This window comes from Vallitalea sp. (assembly GCF_025211055.1).
In the GTDB taxonomy this organism is placed as follows: Bacteria; Bacillota; Clostridia; order Lachnospirales; family Vallitaleaceae; genus Vallitalea.
In genome coordinates this window covers 85,616-103,547 of sequence record NZ_JAOARO010000094.1, presented here as the reverse complement: position 1 = coordinate 103,547, position 17,932 = coordinate 85,616, and the positions used below count along the sequence as shown (strand labels likewise).

The window sequence follows — 17,932 nt, the reverse complement described above, 5'->3', positions numbered from 1 at the left end:
AAACACCCATTCCTTTGAAATAAACGCTTGAAACTTATTATTTCATTATATTATCTCTTATGCTATATCTATTTTTATCCAATTTAAGTGCCATTATCATTCCTATACAAAGCCAAAAATAGGTAACCATCATAGGAACTTCAAATATATTTTCTACACCATTCTGCGCTAACATACCTAACGCTCCTGCAAATAATCCCATCATTAGGTCTTTTTTCCTTCTATCACGTTCTTCTATGACTGCTGTGGTACACCATTTTACCACACATATTAGAAGTAAAATAAATGATACTAATCCTAGTATACCCATCTCAGCTAATGTCTTAAGATAGTAATTATCCATATAGAACGGAGATAAATCATTATTAGTCGCAACAGCTCCTCCATATCTTCCTAATCCTAAACCAATAACTTTATTACCTTCACTCCAAGCTTCTATTCCTTCTTCCCATCTATATATTCTACCACCCCTCGAAGACTTTGCTTTATATTCATCTGTAAACATATAAGTAAGTCTATTAGATAAGGAAGGAACCATAAGTAGAGCTATTCCTCCGCATAATATAAGAGGTAATAATAGTTTTTTATTTTTATATATTATAAATATACCTATACCAAATGCAGCAGATATCCATGCTCCTCTTGACATAGTTGCAAATAATCCTCCAGCCATAACTACTGTCATACAAAATGCGATAAATTTTCTCCATCTATTATGATCAGAAGTTAAAAGGGCTATGCTCATAGGAATAAATAGTACAAATACCGCACCTAATATGTTAGGGCTTCCTACAATAGAATACGCTCTAGTAGTTATATTTTCTGCACTATCTACCCAGTTACCCAACATCTCAGCACCTGTTAGATATTGATATATACCATGTAAACCTAATAATGTTCCTACTGAAGTTAATACCCAATATACTTTTAGAATACTTTTTGTAGAATCAAGTAATTGAACAGCTAAGAAATACCATAGCATATACTGCACAACTGCTCTTAATCCATCAATTGCAATTCCTAGATTCGGGGAGTTAATAAACACTAAAAGAATACCCATTAAAACAAAAAATACAATGGGAAAATCTAAAGGGGTTGATTTATAAATACTCTTATTTCTATAACGGATTAATTTATAGATAAAAATACATATAAAACCTAGAAACATCAGTTCATCCCATATACTTGAAAAAACAGCTAGACCCGCTAGGTTCCTTACTGCAAAATCAATAAAAACATATATTCCAAGTAGTATAACCGTTTTTTGATAATCTAAAATGATAGCAGCTGCTAATATTACAATCATTGTTGCCCCAATAGCAATACTAATGCCTAATTTTGCACCTATTATACCAATAGCCAAACCAATTATTATAATCAATACATTTATTTTATTTTTCACATTGTTCACCAACTAACTTGTATTATTTTCTCATATTAATATTAATTTATAATCTTGCTAAACAGACAAATAAACAAACTATGTTCTTTATATTTACATATCAAATAAGCTATAAAATTAACAGCTAGTGTTAATACAGCAAATACTAGTACGTATTTTAGCTTATAGCTAGCAAACATATTAAAAGCAATATTAGTTATTATATATCCAATAATAAAACTTATCATAAATTGGTTAAATACTCTTATTTTTTTATTCTTCATATCATAAGTTAACTTACCTATTGCATTTATTATCAAGCTAGTTCTACAACCTTTATTGATACAACCAAACAATACACTAAAAACCTTTCCTATAGCACACAATAGTTTATATATTAATGAATAATGATATATTGAATGTTCAAACTTAGTAGATCTATGAATTTTATTCTTTTTCCTTGTTTTATAGAAAAAACTATACTCATGTATTCTATCAACATACTTAATAATTCTATAAAATAAACTAGTTCTAATTACATCCATAGCTTTCTTTCCTCTCTTATATTTCCTGAGTCAAGTTATTATTTTTTAACTTCATATATAAAACCTGGCAACGCACATAATTTAGTTCTTACAAAATTACTACATCCAACTCTTATTTCTTGTTCCCCCAATTTAAAAATAGGGTCTTTATCAGATACAGTTCCTTTTATAGTTATGAATGCCTGCTTATATAAGGGATGTTTCTGAACGGATACTACACCATTTTCATCTCCTACAGATTTATAATAATCTTGAATTTTTATATCAGTTATAGTTGCATCCAATACTCTTTTATCTTGAACCAATTTGTCTCCTACATTATATTGTCCAAAGAAATATTCATAGTTAGGTATTAATCTAACAACATATTCCATCTCTTTTGTTTTGTTGGAACCTAACACACTAATATCATTGCCCTTGAATTTGTATAATGCTCCTAGAACTAATGCAATAATAAGAAAAATGGTTATCAAGTCAATAATATTAATTAATCCAAATAGTTTTCCTTTTTCATTTATAATCTTCATCTATTTCTCTCCCTTATATTATCGTTCTCCTTATTGCTCTAATCTAATTTCTTTAACAACGCCTTTTATTTGACCATTACTGGTTTTAATCCAATATGGCAGTCCAACTTTTATCTCTTGTCCACCACTATCAATGTATGGTCCATTTATATTAGCTTTGCATTTAATTCCAACTTCAATTCTTTTTCTGCTTGTATCTTTTGTTGCTATAAGCTTTCCATCTTTTGTGGTTGTAACATAATCATCATCTGTTATCTCCACATAATCTATATTTCCAGATTGATATTTATTCTGCGCAACCAGAGTTTCTCCTTCTACAATAGACTCTGTTATTTCTGGTGCTTGTGAATAAGCTTCTGCAACAATATATATATCTTTTTTAGTGGATGAAACAACAGTCTCACTATCTTTTTTATATTTACTATAAACAGCAAAACCTATCACTATTACTAAAAGAATAATTATTATATCCATAATGTTAATCTTGCCAAATAATTTACCATTCTTATCAATTATTTTCATATTTACCTTCCTTTCTGTATATACCTAATTCAATTCTTTAGTATTTTGTTATATATTTCTAAATGTGACTGTGCCATATCTACATCAGAAAAATTATTTTTTATCCTGCTATGCAGATTTTCACTGTACCTACTCCTTAACTCTCCATCTTTAGCAAGCTGTATAATATATTCTGCTAATTGTTTATAATTATTATCTTCAAATAACAATCCTGATTCTTCATGTATAATCATCTCTGGAATTCCACCTACTGCTGAACTAATAGTAGCTTTCTTGTTAAGGGAACCTTCTAATAATGCATATGGAAAACTCTCACTATGAGAGGTTAATGTATTAATATCTATAGCATTATAGAAATTATCAATATCTTTAACAAATCCAAGAAATCTAATTTTATCTCCTAGATTATTATTAATAACAAATTCCTTATATTTTTCAGTATGTTTTTCATCACCATTACCAGCAATCAAAAACAGGATATCACTAGATGTTTTTAACACTTTTGCAGCAGCTTTTAGAAATACAGGTATTCCTTTTACTGGATGAAGTCTTGTGACAATACCTACATAGATCTTATTTTCATCATATTCAATATTATATCTATCTAAAAATTCTTGTTTAGATAGAGAATAATATTTTTCAATTATCCTAGTACCATTATAGGCTACAAAAATCTTATTATCCTTGAATCCTCTATCTACTAACATTTGTTTAAACTGGTTAGTTATAGCTATAAAATAATCCATTTTTTTTAAACTAAAATAATTCAAAGTCGTATATACTATTTTTTTATATAAGTTGTTATCAAAATCTGATTTATAATCGCTATGTATAGTAGATACAGTAGGTATAGAATATTTCTTTTTGATAAACATCCCTAAAAAATTAGCTCTTGCTCCATGACAATGAAGTATATCATATTTATCTTCTTTCAGCATTTCAACCAGACGATTAACAATGTCTAACTTATATCTTTTACTTTGTTTTAGAACAACAACGTTAATACCTTGCTCTCTTGCTTCTTTTGCAAAACTTTCTTCTAAAAGGCATACAAGTGTTATATCAGCATGCTTACTTAATTCTTTTAATAGAGTAATGACATGAGTCTTTGCTCCTCCATTATCTCCTCCACTAATAAGATGTAATATTTTCATAACATTCAACCTTCCTACTGTTATATCTCATAACTTCCACAGCTATAATTCTACCTGTTATCATAAGCCTTATTAAATACTGTAACAAGTTGTTTAGTCAATTCTTTTCTCTCAAAAGTTTTGATTATGTCCCAACCTGGTTGTATCTGAATAGTATTATTCTTCCAATCTGTATATAACTTAATCATCAAGTCTTTTATACTGCTTACATTGGTTGTTTCGGATATATATCCTGTATTGGTTTCTCTTATTACATCAGCAGCAACACCTTTTGGTGGTACTAATGCTAATATAGGTCTATTGGTATTCATGTATTCAAATACTTTGCCCGAATAGAAATTCTCTGCACCTTTACCTTCACCAATAATAAACAATAGAATATCTGACTCTATAAGCTTTTCAATACTCTTCTTATGTTCCATATAAGGTAAATATTTAACTACCCCCTTTAAAGAATAAGTATCATTTATCTCATTTATTTTCTTATTAGGAATATTGCCTATAAATCTTATTAATATGTCATTTTTATCAATTTTTTTCTCATTTATTAATTCACTCACCGCTTGTAAAAAATAATCTGGTTTTCTTCTTCCATACATTGAACCTGAGTAAGTAATGATGAGTTTATCTTTTTTCACATAATCCTTACTGAGATTACAGAAATCCTCTTCATCATAACCATTAGGTATTACGTATGATTTATCTTCTATATTATAGTCTTTCAAAAAATTCTTCAGCATTAAAGGTGTATTAGTAATAAAATAATCGCAATTACCAACTACTTCTCTTTCCATTCTACGTTCCTTATCCATACGGCTTTTAGAATATCCCATATCAAGAATATATGGATTATTACACCACTCATCCCTAAAATCCACTACCCATTTTAGATCAGGCATATGTTTTTTCACATATAAGCCTAACAAATGGTCGCTATATGGGTAAGATGTGGTATATAAAACATCAATATCATTCTCCTTTATATATTCTAAGAGAATGTCTTTATTCTTTTCGTACCATATTCTATCACCATCAGGTATCAATATCTTCCTAGATATGAATTTCCCAACTAAATTAAAAGGTTTCCCTAGCTCATTCAAGTCATAAGATTTAGTTCTTATTACTTTCAAATCCTTAGGTATATCCTGAAGTAATGATTCATCAATTAAACCTTTATTACTTTCTCTTGTAAATACAATGGGTTCCCATTCAAATTCTCTCAAATATTTAGCAAATTTTACACTTCTTTGAACTCCTGAGCCACCCATTGGTGGAAATTGATTAGCTACCATTAAGACTTTTCTTTTCATTTTATTTTCCTTTTCCTAATAAATTATAATTGAATCCTATTTCCACTAGTGTTTTTTCATTAAAGAAATTTCTTGTATCCAATATATTAGCTTGTTTCATGTCTTTATATATTCTATCCATATTAGCATCACTAAATAATTGGTGATTTACTCCAAGTATAACTAAATCACTATCTTTACATGCAGTATATATGTCTTTTTCAAGGTATTTAAAATCCTGTACATAAGGATCATGTATAGAAATAGTAATACCACTTACCTCTTCTATAAGTTCAATGAGTTCAATTATAGGACTCTCTCTCATATCATCAACATCTGGTTTATATGTTATACCAAGTATTGTAACCTTTTTATCTTTTAGAGTACCAAGAATTTTTCTACTTTTATTAAATACATATTCTGGCATGCTATCATTTATAGTCCTGCTTAATGTTATCATCTTAGTAGTCTCTGGGAATTTCTCCACTATGAACCATGGATCAACTGCTATACAATGACCTCCAACTCCTGGTCCAGGTTGATGTAGGTTAACTCTAGGGTGTTTATTGGAGAATTTTATTACATCCCATACATTAATATTCATCTGCTCACAAATCATTGCTAACTCATTAGCAAGTGCTATATTAACATCTCTAAAAGTATTTTCAGTTAATTTACACATCTCAGCAGTAGTAGCGTTAGTTGTATATATTTCTCCTTTTACAAAGGATTGATATAACTTCTTAACCTTTAGTGCTGATTCTTCATCTATTCCACCAACGATTCTGTTATTCTCTACAAGTTCAAATAGAATTTTACCAGGTATAACTCGTTCAGGTGAATGTGCAATATATAAATCTTCTTCTACATTAAGTGAAGATTCTTTTAATATTGGAACAATAATATCTTCTACTGTTTTTGGTGGTGAAGTAGATTCAAGAATTATTATATCGCCTTTCTTAACTAATGGAACAATTGATCTTGTTGCACTAATAACATAAGACATATCAGCAGTCTTATCTTCATTAATAGGAGTTGGTACAGCAATAATATAAACATCTGAAATCTCAGGTTTAACTGAAGCCTTCAATTTACCTGAAACAACAACATCCCTTACCATTACATCTAAATAAGGTTCTTCTATTATTATCTCGCCTTTGTTTAAAGCATTAACAACTTTTTCATTAACATCCACACCGATTATATCAAATCCATTGCTAGCAAACATAGCAGCAGTAGGTAGTCCAATATAACCAAGACCTAGTACACAAATCTTTTCTTTCACTCTGTTCAATCCTTTCTATATGAGTATTAAAAACTTTTCTAATTGATATCATTATTATATCTTAAAATATATTTTCCTTTCCAGCCAGCTGTCTCTCCCTTTTTTATAAATAACTCTTTACCGTTTACTATATTAAAATAACTTTTTCCATAGCTCAATGTAAAAGCATATGGCAAAGATTCATCTACATATTCACCTATTCCTAAACCATATTCATTATTCAAGTAAGCTTCAAGAATATGCATCCCATCTTCTGAGTCCAGAGTAAACTTATTAATATAATTATCATTCTTAGGTGGAGAGTTACTAGTTTCATAGGAATCAAATTTAGTATCGTCAGAACCCTCATATCTAATACCTTTATATAGAGAATTCTGTGTCTGTAAACCATAATACCTCTCAATAACGATATCATCTAACGCTTTGATACTAACTTCAACCTGTATATCTTTACTATTAATATTATAAATAACAGTTTCTTGTAAAATCTCTTCTTTACTTTCAAGCGTATTATATCCTTGAATATTATTTTTAACTGTTATTGTAACATTCGAAGCCTTCTTTATATTATTATTATTAACATCACCATCTATTATAACACTATAGTCAATCATCTTAGCAGTTCCGTCTTTATCATCAACGCTATGCCACCCTCCTGTAAACCTAGGCTTATAAGTTGATTTCTTAAGACCTTTTCTAACCATATATGGACCTATCCAGTCAGTACAGCTATCCATTAACTCTACTTTGACTAGCTTATTAAAAGTATAGATTGTCATATTATCTTGTATAGGTGATGTAGATATATTAGAAATCTGCATTAATTCATTAATACCTCTTTTAGCAAATTGAATCCATATATCTTCTTCCTCATTATATCTATAACCAATACTAATCTTATCATTATCTTGTATAACCCATATATCTTTATTAATATCATCTTCATCAGTATTCCTGCTACTGCATACAGATAATAGACTTATAGCTATTGTAATTAAAATGATTATTTTTAACGCTTTCATTTTATATCATATCCTCAATTAATCAGGTTTTTCTTAACTTAATTCTCTTAGTTGGAACTCCACCCACAACAGAATATGGTTCAACATCTTTTGTCACCACTGAACCAGCTCCTACAACACTTCCTTCACCAATTGTTACCCCTGGAAGTATTATTACCCTAGCTCCAATCCAAACATCATCACCAATAACTACTTTCTCAGGTTCAGTTACCCCTTGTTCAATCATTGGTATATCAGTTCTTTTGGTTACATGATTCTTAGTATATATAATTACATCTGGTCCCATCATAACATTATCACCAATACTTAGGGGACCCTGAATTCTAGCATGTAAACCTATTCCCGAGTTATCACCAATAGATATATCTTGTCCATTGCCAAAGAAAACTCCTTTTTCTATATTACATGATTTTGACGCATATTCAAATATATTTTTGCATAAAAATCTCCTAAATCTTTTTGCTCCAAAACTTATCAAGCTATCAGATTCAGGCATTTTTTTCCCAATTAAGTAGTAAAACCCTAAACAAATCTTTTTCTTTACTCCCATAATTATAACATCCTATACATTTTTTTATCTTCTAAATAATCTACGTATCATCTTTAATTCTTCTGTCAATTCTCCAGTAACTAATAATAGCACACCATATATAATTATAGATAAAACTATTGATAAAAGTAATATTGGCACACTAAATTCCAAGGAAGACACTGCGATTATTAATAATACACCAAAAGCTAATGCACTACCTACTATACGTATATATATTATAGGTTTTAATTTCCAGATTAATACTTTTTTTGCTCCAGTAAAACTCAATACAAAATATAATACAAAAGATATCATCGTAGTTATTGCCGCAACTTTATATCCATAGATAGGTACTAATATTATATTAAGTACTATATTAATCAACCCACTAATCAAACTATTAATTAAAATCACTTTAGTATTAGCAGTAAGTTCCCATGCCTTATTACAGTACTCCGATAATCCAAAAAACAACATTCCTACAGAAGCCAAACCTATAATAGCATAACCATCTTGATATTCTCCAGCTAAACATATCCTAGAAATAGGTTTTGATAACATAACTAATCCAACAGTAGCGGGTATACATATCAACAGATAATACCTAACTCCACTAGCTAATATATCTTTAGTCCTAACCATATCCTTTTTACCCCAAGCATCTAACAAATTAGGGTAAACTGCTCTCATTATACCCATCATCATCATTGTATAAACTGCTGATGCTAATGAATAGTTTGCTGTATATATACCTGAAACATCCCTTCCACAGAAATATATTATAACATATCTATCAGAGATATTTAGTACAAACATAGTCAAACTCAAACCAATCAAAGGAAAACCGTATTTTATCATTACATCAAAAGTACCCTTTGATGCTCTACCAAAATTAATATATCTGTACCCTCTTAATTTAATAAATACAATTATTGCTTTTAACAAATCTACAGTTCCATTAGCAATTAATATAATAATTACAGACCTTTGGAAATTAAAGGCTAATAATATGGTAAGTAGGAGTTTTAAAACAACTCCACATAAGGATAATACCAAATTCAGTTTAATTTTCTTTATTGCAACCAAAAGATTCATTAAAATTTGATTCAAACCATATGCCACAAACATAAAAAAAGAACTAAAAAACAACTTGGTTGCTATAATGTCGCTACCAATTAATTGAAATACTAGCAATATAATAAAAACAATACCTACTAGTGTTATATAACTTACAAATGCAGTGGAACATAACTCTTCTACATTATTTTTATCTTTGTATGCATTAATATATCTATATAAAGAATGCATCAACCAACCTAATATAATTAAAAAGATAACATTTATAGTTGGATTTATAACACCGTAATCCCCATAGATTTCTGGTGTAAATAATCGTGTATATACTCCAATTGTAATAAATCCTACTACACCTTCCAAGATTTTAGCAGGAAGATAAAACATTATATCTTTTGAAATAACTTTTTTTGATGTATTTGCCTTCATATGGGGGCCTCGCTTTACTTTACTAATAAATAATCTTGTATTTTCTTTATAGAATTATACCATAAAATGTTATTAAAAACTATCTTGCTTTTGTATAGTTTCTTACTAGGATTGAGTTTAGGTCGATCAGAAAAAGTGTTTTGTTCTGACTTGGTTTTTGCAAAACAGTATATGTATATGTTACGCCAGCTACTTGCTCATCCTGAGCTAAAAGCTGGGTTCGGCGTCCTGCCTCACTACTCCACATATACATATACTATTTTGCCACGAAATAATCATCAATATAATCACGAAACACTTTTTCTTCTAAGCTACATAACCGATTGGCTATTGATCATTTCAGTCTCTAAAAAAGCTACAGTTTGTATACTTCATACTTATCTCATAACTCCGCATACATCTCACGAGCTATCCCTAGCCCCGGGACTTCCGTTAACCTATCTAAATTCAACTCTAACTTTCACCACTATTTGGTTCTACCTCTTCTTTACTAGCAACCTCATCCTCTACACTATACTCACCCTTAACCATAACATAAGCTTTACTCACAATCTGTAATCCTCTTCCATCATCCCTTGGAACAATAAGTAAATGATTCTTAGGCACAACAACACCCATAGCCAAATCTATACCAATGGTAATATCCGAAATTCCATCACCTGTTTCATTACCAATTATAGTAGCTGAACCAGCTCTTAAAATAACTTCCGAGCTATCCTTACAAATAAGTTTTTGTCCTGCTTCAAGTTCAATAATCTCAAACTTGGCTGTTGCAGTATTATCACCTATACCTTCAAGCTTGCCATCAATATACTTACTAACTTCTGAATAAATTTTTGCATAGTCAATATCAGTATTAGTACTTTGATTATTACCAGAGGAACTCCCTTGGTTGTTACTAATTTGTGCTATCTTTTCGTCAACATAACTCTTAGTGACCAAAGGATCCTGTATAGTTCCCGGATCTACACCAGAAGCCTTTGTTGATGTATATAATACCCCTGTAACAATAAGCAGTAAACAACATATTATAATACGATATCCTTTTTTGCCCATGTAAAAACCACCTATTCTTTAATTATTTTGGATAAACATTAGTAACGTTGTATGATATATCATTAGGATTAATATTGAAATTGATAATATAGAATTTATCATTCAAGTCTACTTTATTATCACCATAGACTCTATACCATAAACCATTAATATCCATATATCTGATACCTTCTACATACTCTACATTAAAATCGTAGCCGCTACCATTTATAACAAAGATATTTTTATCTTTTTCTTCTTTAACTTTTTTAAGTATATTACAGAATAACTCCCCTTCTCTTTTATCACTGAATTTTAAAGGGTTTTTATCTAATGTGATAAATATATGTTTCTGTTTAGTATTATTAAGATCATTAACAAATCTCTTCCATTGGTTAGGGTCTGTTAATCTCATACTGTTTTTGGATGTAGCTAAATTAATAATTCTAACATTTTCATAGTCAGTAACTTTATATTGATTATTCCAAGTCACAATATCATTATTTAACTCATCACTTGGTATGTTAGTATTTCCAACAAATAAGCTTACATCTGATATTTCTTCCATTTTTCCTAATACTTCACGTTGTACTATTCCATCTAGCAGTGAATTCTTAGCCCCAGTGCTTCCAAATATAGACATCTTCATCTGTGGATTTTCCACTGTTTTCTTACCTAATGGGTCATAAATCTGCTCTTTAGGTAAAGAAAGATTAGATGTATCAAAAGCATAGTGTGCTGTCAATCCATCAAATTTCAGCTCAAAACTGTCGTCTTGTGGACAATGTAAATTAGCTACGTATATTCTATCTAGTTGAATTGGATATTTAACGTCTTGTGGTACGTCGGCAGTTACATATTTCCAACCTGTCCAATCAACAGCATATGAAAATGTTAATAGTTTTTGATTTCCATCAGCATCTATCATTCTTCCTCTCAACCAGTGATTAATACCATTTCCTTCTACCCAAAGTCCAACTTTATTTAGTTTTTTATCAAAAGTGTGTGGCTCATCAAATTCTAAATAAGCTGCTTGAGTATTTGTTGACTCTTTGAAACTATAATTCAATTTAATAGAATTATTACCCTCATGAGCTTCATTTATAACTTCTGCAGTAGCTGTTACTGTTTCTGGATGAGCTGTAGTATGAATTTTTGTATCATTTTCAAATGAATCAATAAGTGCTGTTTCCTTGTTGACTATAACATATCCATAGACTGTTGTATTACCGATTGTACCTTTTATTAAACTTTGTCCAAGTTTGTTACTTGCTACAAATTGTCCATTCTTAAATTCACCGATATTTTTATTCTCAACTTCCCAGATTACATTTTTAGAATTGACTTGACCTCTATAACCATCTTTATCAATTCCTAATATCTTAAGGTGAGTTGATTCTCCTGGTTCTAAGAAACTGAATTCATTATTTATTTCCAAGGAAATAGGTTCATTGGTAGACTGAACAGTAATTTCAGTAGAAATACCATTTACATGTGCCTTAACTGTTCCTTTTCCTTCACTACTAGGATAGAATTTATTATCTTCCCATTTACCGTTGATTCCTACTGTCTGCCAAATAAGACTATCACTATTAATTTCTACTGGATTATAGTATTTATCATAACCAAGAACATTAAAAGTAATAGGCATATCTTTGAATGTTCTTGTTTTATTAGCTATTAACTTTAATTGGTATAACTCACTTACTGGAGCTATAGAAGTCAAACCTATACCATTAGGAATTCTTCTTTGTACTCCACCAGATGTCCTGTTGAATACATTAACATTAGAATAACCTAAGTGTCTTCCAACTAAAGTACTTGAACCTCCACCATCAAGATGAATAGCATCATATATTCCATTATCTAGAAGTATTTTACCTAATTCTTCATGAGTAGCTCCAATACTTGAACCTCTACCATCAACTACAACCATGTATATTTTATCTTTTCTTTGATTATAACCGATAGCAGTTCGAGGGTGTCTTCTTTTTCTATCGACTACATATCCTTCATTACTGATTGCACCTTGTGATACAATTTTTCCTCCACCACTAATTGCCAGATTTATTGACTCTATATCAATATTAGCATTTGTGTTGAGGACTATCTTGGTACCAACTGTAAAACTTTTAAAGCTGTATAGAGCTGTTTCTTCATTCATAACTATTACAAAACCATTTTCAGGCACATTGATAGTCTCTCCTGGTGTAGATAAGTAAGTAACAATATTATCTTCTATAACCATCTTGCATAGTCCAGAATTTTTTTTGTCTATTTCTGTTGTATCCTTCATCGCGTATTTATCAAAATAAACTACAGACTCAGGTAGCATAGTTATTTGATTAAATCCACTGAAGTATAATTTTTTTTCACCATCTTCACTAGTCATCAACAAACTCATTTTCATAAAATCAATAAAAGGCATATTATTTGAATCTAGAAATAGTGAACCATATGAATTACCACCTGCATTGAAATTATGTTTACCTATGATGATTCCATCTTTTTCGTATTCAAATCCTATAATATCAGTAGGATTATTTTTCATGTTGAAAAAGTCTGCATTTACAGAAGCTATAACATTATTTTTTTCTGATAGGGATGTAAGGGAATCTTTTAATCCAAACCCATCTGTATTTCTAATTACATCCAACTTGACAAACGGATTCGTCAAATCTGCTTCTATGATATGTACATCAACCCATCCTGCTTCTGTTAATCTGGTATTTTTTTTATATGTAATACCGCTAGAGATAGTTTCTTTTTCGGTATTTTGATATAAAATATTATCAGTAGTACCTGCAAATGAAATCTTGTTGTTAACTATTATTGCTGCTAAAACTAAAACACTAAATAACTTCTTAAATATTTTTCTCATTATATCAACCCCTAATCTTGTCAGTAAGGAATGCTAATATCAGTCAATATCTACTCTCTATGTCCAATATCAATTCCTAATTATCATCTCTATCATTCGTACCAATAATAATTCTAATATCTACCCCTTCTGGTAAAGCTTCTGCATTTAACTCAATAACTGCATTCTTAAAGTATTCGCTTAGATCTTCTCCCATACCCTCATTTGGGATAATGATCTTAGTCTTTTCTAAAATTTCAGCATTGTAGTTACCTATCTTAGATATAGTGAAACCATCACTTACTAATTTTTCTTTGGTTCTACTAGCTAAGCCATTAAGTTTTGCACTATTAAGTACTTCTATTTTTAATCCTTTACTGCTTATACGCTTTGGTTCTTCTGGCTTAGTTTCTGCATCTGTACCTTCTTTTGTATTATCTTCATTATCATTGGTATCACCCACTTGTGTAATCTTCTTAAATAACTCCTTTGATGCTTCCTTATCGTAATAATAATATTCGGATCCACTTTGTCTATCTGTTGGCAATGTATATAATTCTATATTATCTAAATTAATATCATCGATATATTCATAATAGTTTAATATATCATCAAAATTAGTAGTTGTATTACTAATTATAGTACTTCCAATTGTTAAAATATTAAGCTTATTTTTTTCAGTGAGTACTTCATTAACAAATGCTTTCATGAATTCATGCTGCATATTAATACGTCCTATATCACCATTAGCATAACCCTTTCGGTATCTGATAAGCTGTTCTGCTTGAGCACCGTATAATTGATTAACTCCTTTTTTAAGATTAATATACAACTTTTGAGCTGGATCTGGATAATACATATCAAATGGTATTTCAAACTCTATAGGACCTATTATATCAACTATCCTTTTAAATGCTTTGATATTCATATTAAAATAATAATCAATTTTTATATCAAATATATCTTCTATCACTCTAACAGAATACTCATTCCTCTTATCTTTTGGTGCATATGCTGGAACACCGTTGATTTTTAATTTCTTCGGTGTATCTTTTCTACCTACCAATAATTCATTATGTATTTCTGTGGGTAATTCAACTAATGTATCTCTTGGAATAGAGACTATGTTAATTCCTTTTGTTATGTGATTAAACGTAATAACCATTGTTACATCCGTACGCCAACCATCTTTATCTACACCAAATACTGCAAATGTAGATATCTGTTTTCCATTGTCAGTTACTTCAGTAGAACCAAGGGCATCTTTCTTATCTGTATGGATCTCTGTTTCTCTAGGATTATCTTCTTTATCTTTTCCTCTATTAAGTAATACATAACCCCCAGTAGCAACACCAGATATCAAAGAAAATATGACTACTGAAATTAAAAAAACTTTTAGAAATTTGGTTAGTAATGAAACTTTCTTATTATTATTCAATTTTACCCTCCTATAGTTTCAAAGCATGTCCATAAGTTCTATTTTTGCATTTTATAAAACAAGGTATCTAAATAGCATTATTACTAATAGATAACCTTGTTTAAACTTATTATCATCTAAGATTTTCATACTACCCTAATTTAGAACATGCTAATGTATTTTACAATAAATATCCAATCAAATTTTACTTTTTGTGGATTAATATTACTATAACTAGTATATCAAAAGTAGGTATAATTGACAATAATTAACATGATATTAGAAAATATTACAAATCTGTTAATTATTAATATTATAAACAAATATTAATAAACAAATTTTATTTTACTATCGTCATTTTTAGTACTGAGACTTTTATTTTTTATAGCTTCTTTGGTCTTTTCATGTTCATTATCATCTTTTGTTTCAGTACTACTAGCTTGGTCTTCTTTATCATCAGGTGTTGTTTCTGCTGGCATTGTTATTTCCTTGTTTAAAAGTGTATCTATAGACTCAAGTACAACATCCTTCTTCCATGTCTGATACCATATGCCATTTATTTTTTCTCCATCTGATGGTATTGTAACTCTATTTTCTGGTATAAGAATTTCTTTTAGATTAAGATTGAATATATAATTAACATATTCATTAGCTGTTACCAAACCAAAATCCGTTTTTAAGTGACCGTAAACTGTCGTTGCCAACTCTTTTATCTTATTAAAATCCTTTATCCCTAGAATTTTATTACTCATTGCTATCAAGAAATCTTGTTGCATTTGAATCCTTTTAAGATCTGGTGGAACGCCTCTATAGTGTCTGTTTCTAACTAATTGTTCAGCTTTATCTCCATCTAATACCTGCAATCCTTCTTTTAGATGAATATATAATCCTTGTACTTCGTCTTCGTAATCCATTTTTTCTGGTACATAGAATTCTACTCCACCAACGGCGTCTACTATATCTTTGAAACCATCAATAGTAACTGCCGCTGTATAATCCATGTTCAATTGTGTAACTTCTTCTACAACATGTTTTATCACCAATAAAGCATCGTCATCCCAACCAGCGTTGGAATATACTTCTGTTAGTTTACAATATTTAACCCTTATATTATTTTCTTTCTTTATCTTGTCAAATCCATCTTCCCTAAAATCAATGAATAAATCTCTTGGTAATGATATTAATTTTACTTGATTAGTATCAGTATCTAAATGGGCTACCATAATAACATCAGATAGTCCGTTTGATTTGTCAAATCCTATTAATAAAGCATTTACTGATTCTGGCTTACAAACTTCTTCTTTGTTATCTTCCTCATCAGTATTATTTGGTTTGTTGATTTCTGCTTCACTAGGTTCGTCATCTTGTCCATGGGCTAATTTATTATTAGCCGATAGTACAATCACTAATGAAGTTGTCAATATTACCGCTACTACTATTATTAACATTAGCAATGTACTAGATCGTTTTTTATTGTTCATCTTTCTACCTCCTATTAATCATCTAATATCATACCATAAAATCATTACAAAGAGTTAACATTTTTTTTAATTTAATTTAGTTCTAATAATTTAACCTAATCTATAAATTATACCTATTTATTATTTAGTTTAATTTACAATACACTAAAAATATAGTGTTATTCGTTGTCAAAACTAATATATTAGTTTATTGTATAAATAATTAAGAATTAAAAAATACTAAGATAAACTTGGAGGAGATAATTAAAATTAATGTTGCTATGTAATATTCATTCATGTATATTATTTATATACAACTATATATATTGAACTTAATTATCAATACATCAATTTTAATAAGCTTAATATATTTTCCTAATTACATAGAATACTTTATTTAGTTTTCCCACATTAGACAAATTTATATAATTTTGTTTCACCAACCCAGTAAAAAAAATACTTATCTTGTAAAAAAATACATTAAAGAAGGTGATATATATGTCAATACTAATTGGTTCTCATGTATCTATTTCAAAAGGTCTCATAGGCGCTGCAAAAACAGCTCACTCATATAATGCTAATACATTTATGATATATACTGGTGCACCACAGAATACTAGAAGGAAACCTTTAGAAGATATGAAAATAGAAGAAGGTAAAGAATTTATGAAAAAACATGATATAAGAGATATGGTTGTCCATGCTCCCTATATCATTAACCTAGCTTCAGTAAAAGATGATATCTATGACTTGGCTCAATCTTTTTTGAAAGAAGAGATTAGAAGAACAGAAGTAATTGGTTCTAATTATATTGTAGTTCATCCTGGTTCCTATACAGTTAAAGATACCCTCTATGGAATCAACAGGATTGCAGAAGGATTAAACAATGTCTTGACAAATGATACTAAACCTTATATATGCTTAGAAACTATGGCTGGCAAAGGTTCAGAAGTGGGAAAGACATTTGAAGAACTTAGAAGAATAATCGACAAAGTTGATTTAAAAGATAAGATAGGTATATGTTTTGATACCTGCCATACTCATGATAGTGGCTATGATATTATAAATAATTTCGATGGTATTATGGAAGAATTTGATAATGTCATTGGACTTGATAGATTAAAAGTCTTTCATATCAATGGTTCACTTAATATCAGAGGTTCACGAAAAGACAGACATGCTAACATTGGAGCTGATACTACTAATAAACGTGGTCTTGACCAAATAGGATTTGAAGCTCTCTATAATATAGTTCACAGTGATATATGTGATAATAAACCACTTATTCTAGAAACTCCCTGGATAGATAAAAAAACTAATCTTTACAAAGAAGAAATTGCTATGTTAAGGGGTATTTAATACACTAATGATATGAAGTTTTATAGAAAGGAAATGAATAT

The 17,932-nt window shown here is 29.6% G+C and carries 14 protein-coding genes and 1 pseudogene; 1 reads left to right on the top strand and 14 read right to left on the bottom strand.

The annotated features are described in order from the left end of the window. Positions 1-37: 37 nt before the first annotated feature. The 14 genes and pseudogenes from N4A55_RS14960 to N4A55_RS14895 form a co-directional block, all read right to left on the bottom strand. Complete coding sequence (locus N4A55_RS14960) at positions 38-1,402, bottom strand: O-antigen ligase family protein (protein WP_293757808.1); 1,365 nt, start codon at positions 1,400-1,402, stop codon at positions 38-40. A gap of 41 nt (positions 1,403-1,443) precedes the next feature. After that, on the bottom strand, positions 1,444-1,926 hold the full coding sequence (locus N4A55_RS14955; RefSeq protein WP_293757805.1) for a hypothetical protein: 483 nt from the start codon (positions 1,924-1,926) through the stop codon (positions 1,444-1,446). Between the two features lie 38 nt (positions 1,927-1,964). Then, positions 1,965-2,453, bottom strand: coding sequence for a DUF4330 domain-containing protein (locus N4A55_RS14950; RefSeq protein ID WP_293757802.1), 489 nt, complete (start codon positions 2,451-2,453; stop codon positions 1,965-1,967). Positions 2,454-2,483: 30 nt separating this feature from the next. After that, complete coding sequence (locus tag N4A55_RS14945) at positions 2,484-2,975, bottom strand: DUF4330 domain-containing protein (protein WP_293757799.1); 492 nt, start codon at positions 2,973-2,975, stop codon at positions 2,484-2,486. Positions 2,976-3,004: 29 nt separating this feature from the next. Then, positions 3,005-4,129: a glycosyltransferase family 4 protein gene (locus tag N4A55_RS14940; protein WP_293757796.1), complete on the bottom strand. Its 1,125-nt coding sequence runs from the start codon at positions 4,127-4,129 to the stop codon at positions 3,005-3,007. 50 nt (positions 4,130-4,179) lie between these two features. After that, on the bottom strand, positions 4,180-5,439 hold the full coding sequence (locus N4A55_RS14935; protein ID WP_293757794.1) for a glycosyltransferase: 1,260 nt from the start codon (positions 5,437-5,439) through the stop codon (positions 4,180-4,182). Between the two features lies 1 nt (position 5,440). Next, a complete protein-coding gene (locus N4A55_RS14930) occupies positions 5,441-6,703 on the bottom strand; it encodes a nucleotide sugar dehydrogenase (RefSeq protein ID WP_293757792.1) in 1,263 nt (420 codons plus the stop codon). 38 nt (positions 6,704-6,741) lie between these two features. Next, entirely contained in the window at positions 6,742-7,725 is a 984-nt protein-coding gene (locus N4A55_RS14925; RefSeq protein ID WP_293757790.1) for a hypothetical protein, read from the bottom strand. Between the two features lie 22 nt (positions 7,726-7,747). Further along, positions 7,748-7,915, bottom strand: a pseudogene (locus N4A55_RS17095) (DapH/DapD/GlmU-related protein); the annotation flags it as partial. Positions 7,916-8,299: 384 nt separating this feature from the next. After that, positions 8,300-9,760: a lipopolysaccharide biosynthesis protein gene (locus tag N4A55_RS14915; RefSeq protein ID WP_293757786.1), complete on the bottom strand. Its 1,461-nt coding sequence runs from the start codon at positions 9,758-9,760 to the stop codon at positions 8,300-8,302. A gap of 453 nt (positions 9,761-10,213) precedes the next feature. Continuing rightward, entirely contained in the window at positions 10,214-10,816 is a 603-nt protein-coding gene (locus tag N4A55_RS14910; RefSeq protein WP_293757784.1) for a hypothetical protein, read from the bottom strand. Between the two features lie 22 nt (positions 10,817-10,838). Then, on the bottom strand, positions 10,839-13,676 hold the full coding sequence (locus N4A55_RS14905) for a phosphodiester glycosidase family protein (RefSeq protein ID WP_293757781.1): 2,838 nt from the start codon (positions 13,674-13,676) through the stop codon (positions 10,839-10,841). A gap of 76 nt (positions 13,677-13,752) precedes the next feature. After that, positions 13,753-15,093 carry an LCP family protein gene (locus N4A55_RS14900; RefSeq protein ID WP_293757778.1) on the bottom strand — a complete coding sequence of 447 codons (1,341 nt, stop codon included), beginning with the start codon at positions 15,091-15,093 and terminating at the stop codon, positions 13,753-13,755. 305 nt (positions 15,094-15,398) lie between these two features. Continuing rightward, a complete protein-coding gene (locus tag N4A55_RS14895) occupies positions 15,399-16,553 on the bottom strand; it encodes an LCP family protein (RefSeq protein ID WP_293757776.1) in 1,155 nt (384 codons plus the stop codon). 477 nt (positions 16,554-17,030) lie between these two features. Here N4A55_RS14895 and N4A55_RS14890 point away from each other — a divergent pair, with 477 nt between their 5' ends. Beyond that, the gene (locus N4A55_RS14890) at positions 17,031-17,891 is read left to right on the top strand and encodes a deoxyribonuclease IV (protein ID WP_293757773.1); all 861 of its coding nucleotides are present in this window, start codon (positions 17,031-17,033) and stop codon (positions 17,889-17,891) included. Positions 17,892-17,932 lie beyond the last annotated feature (41 nt).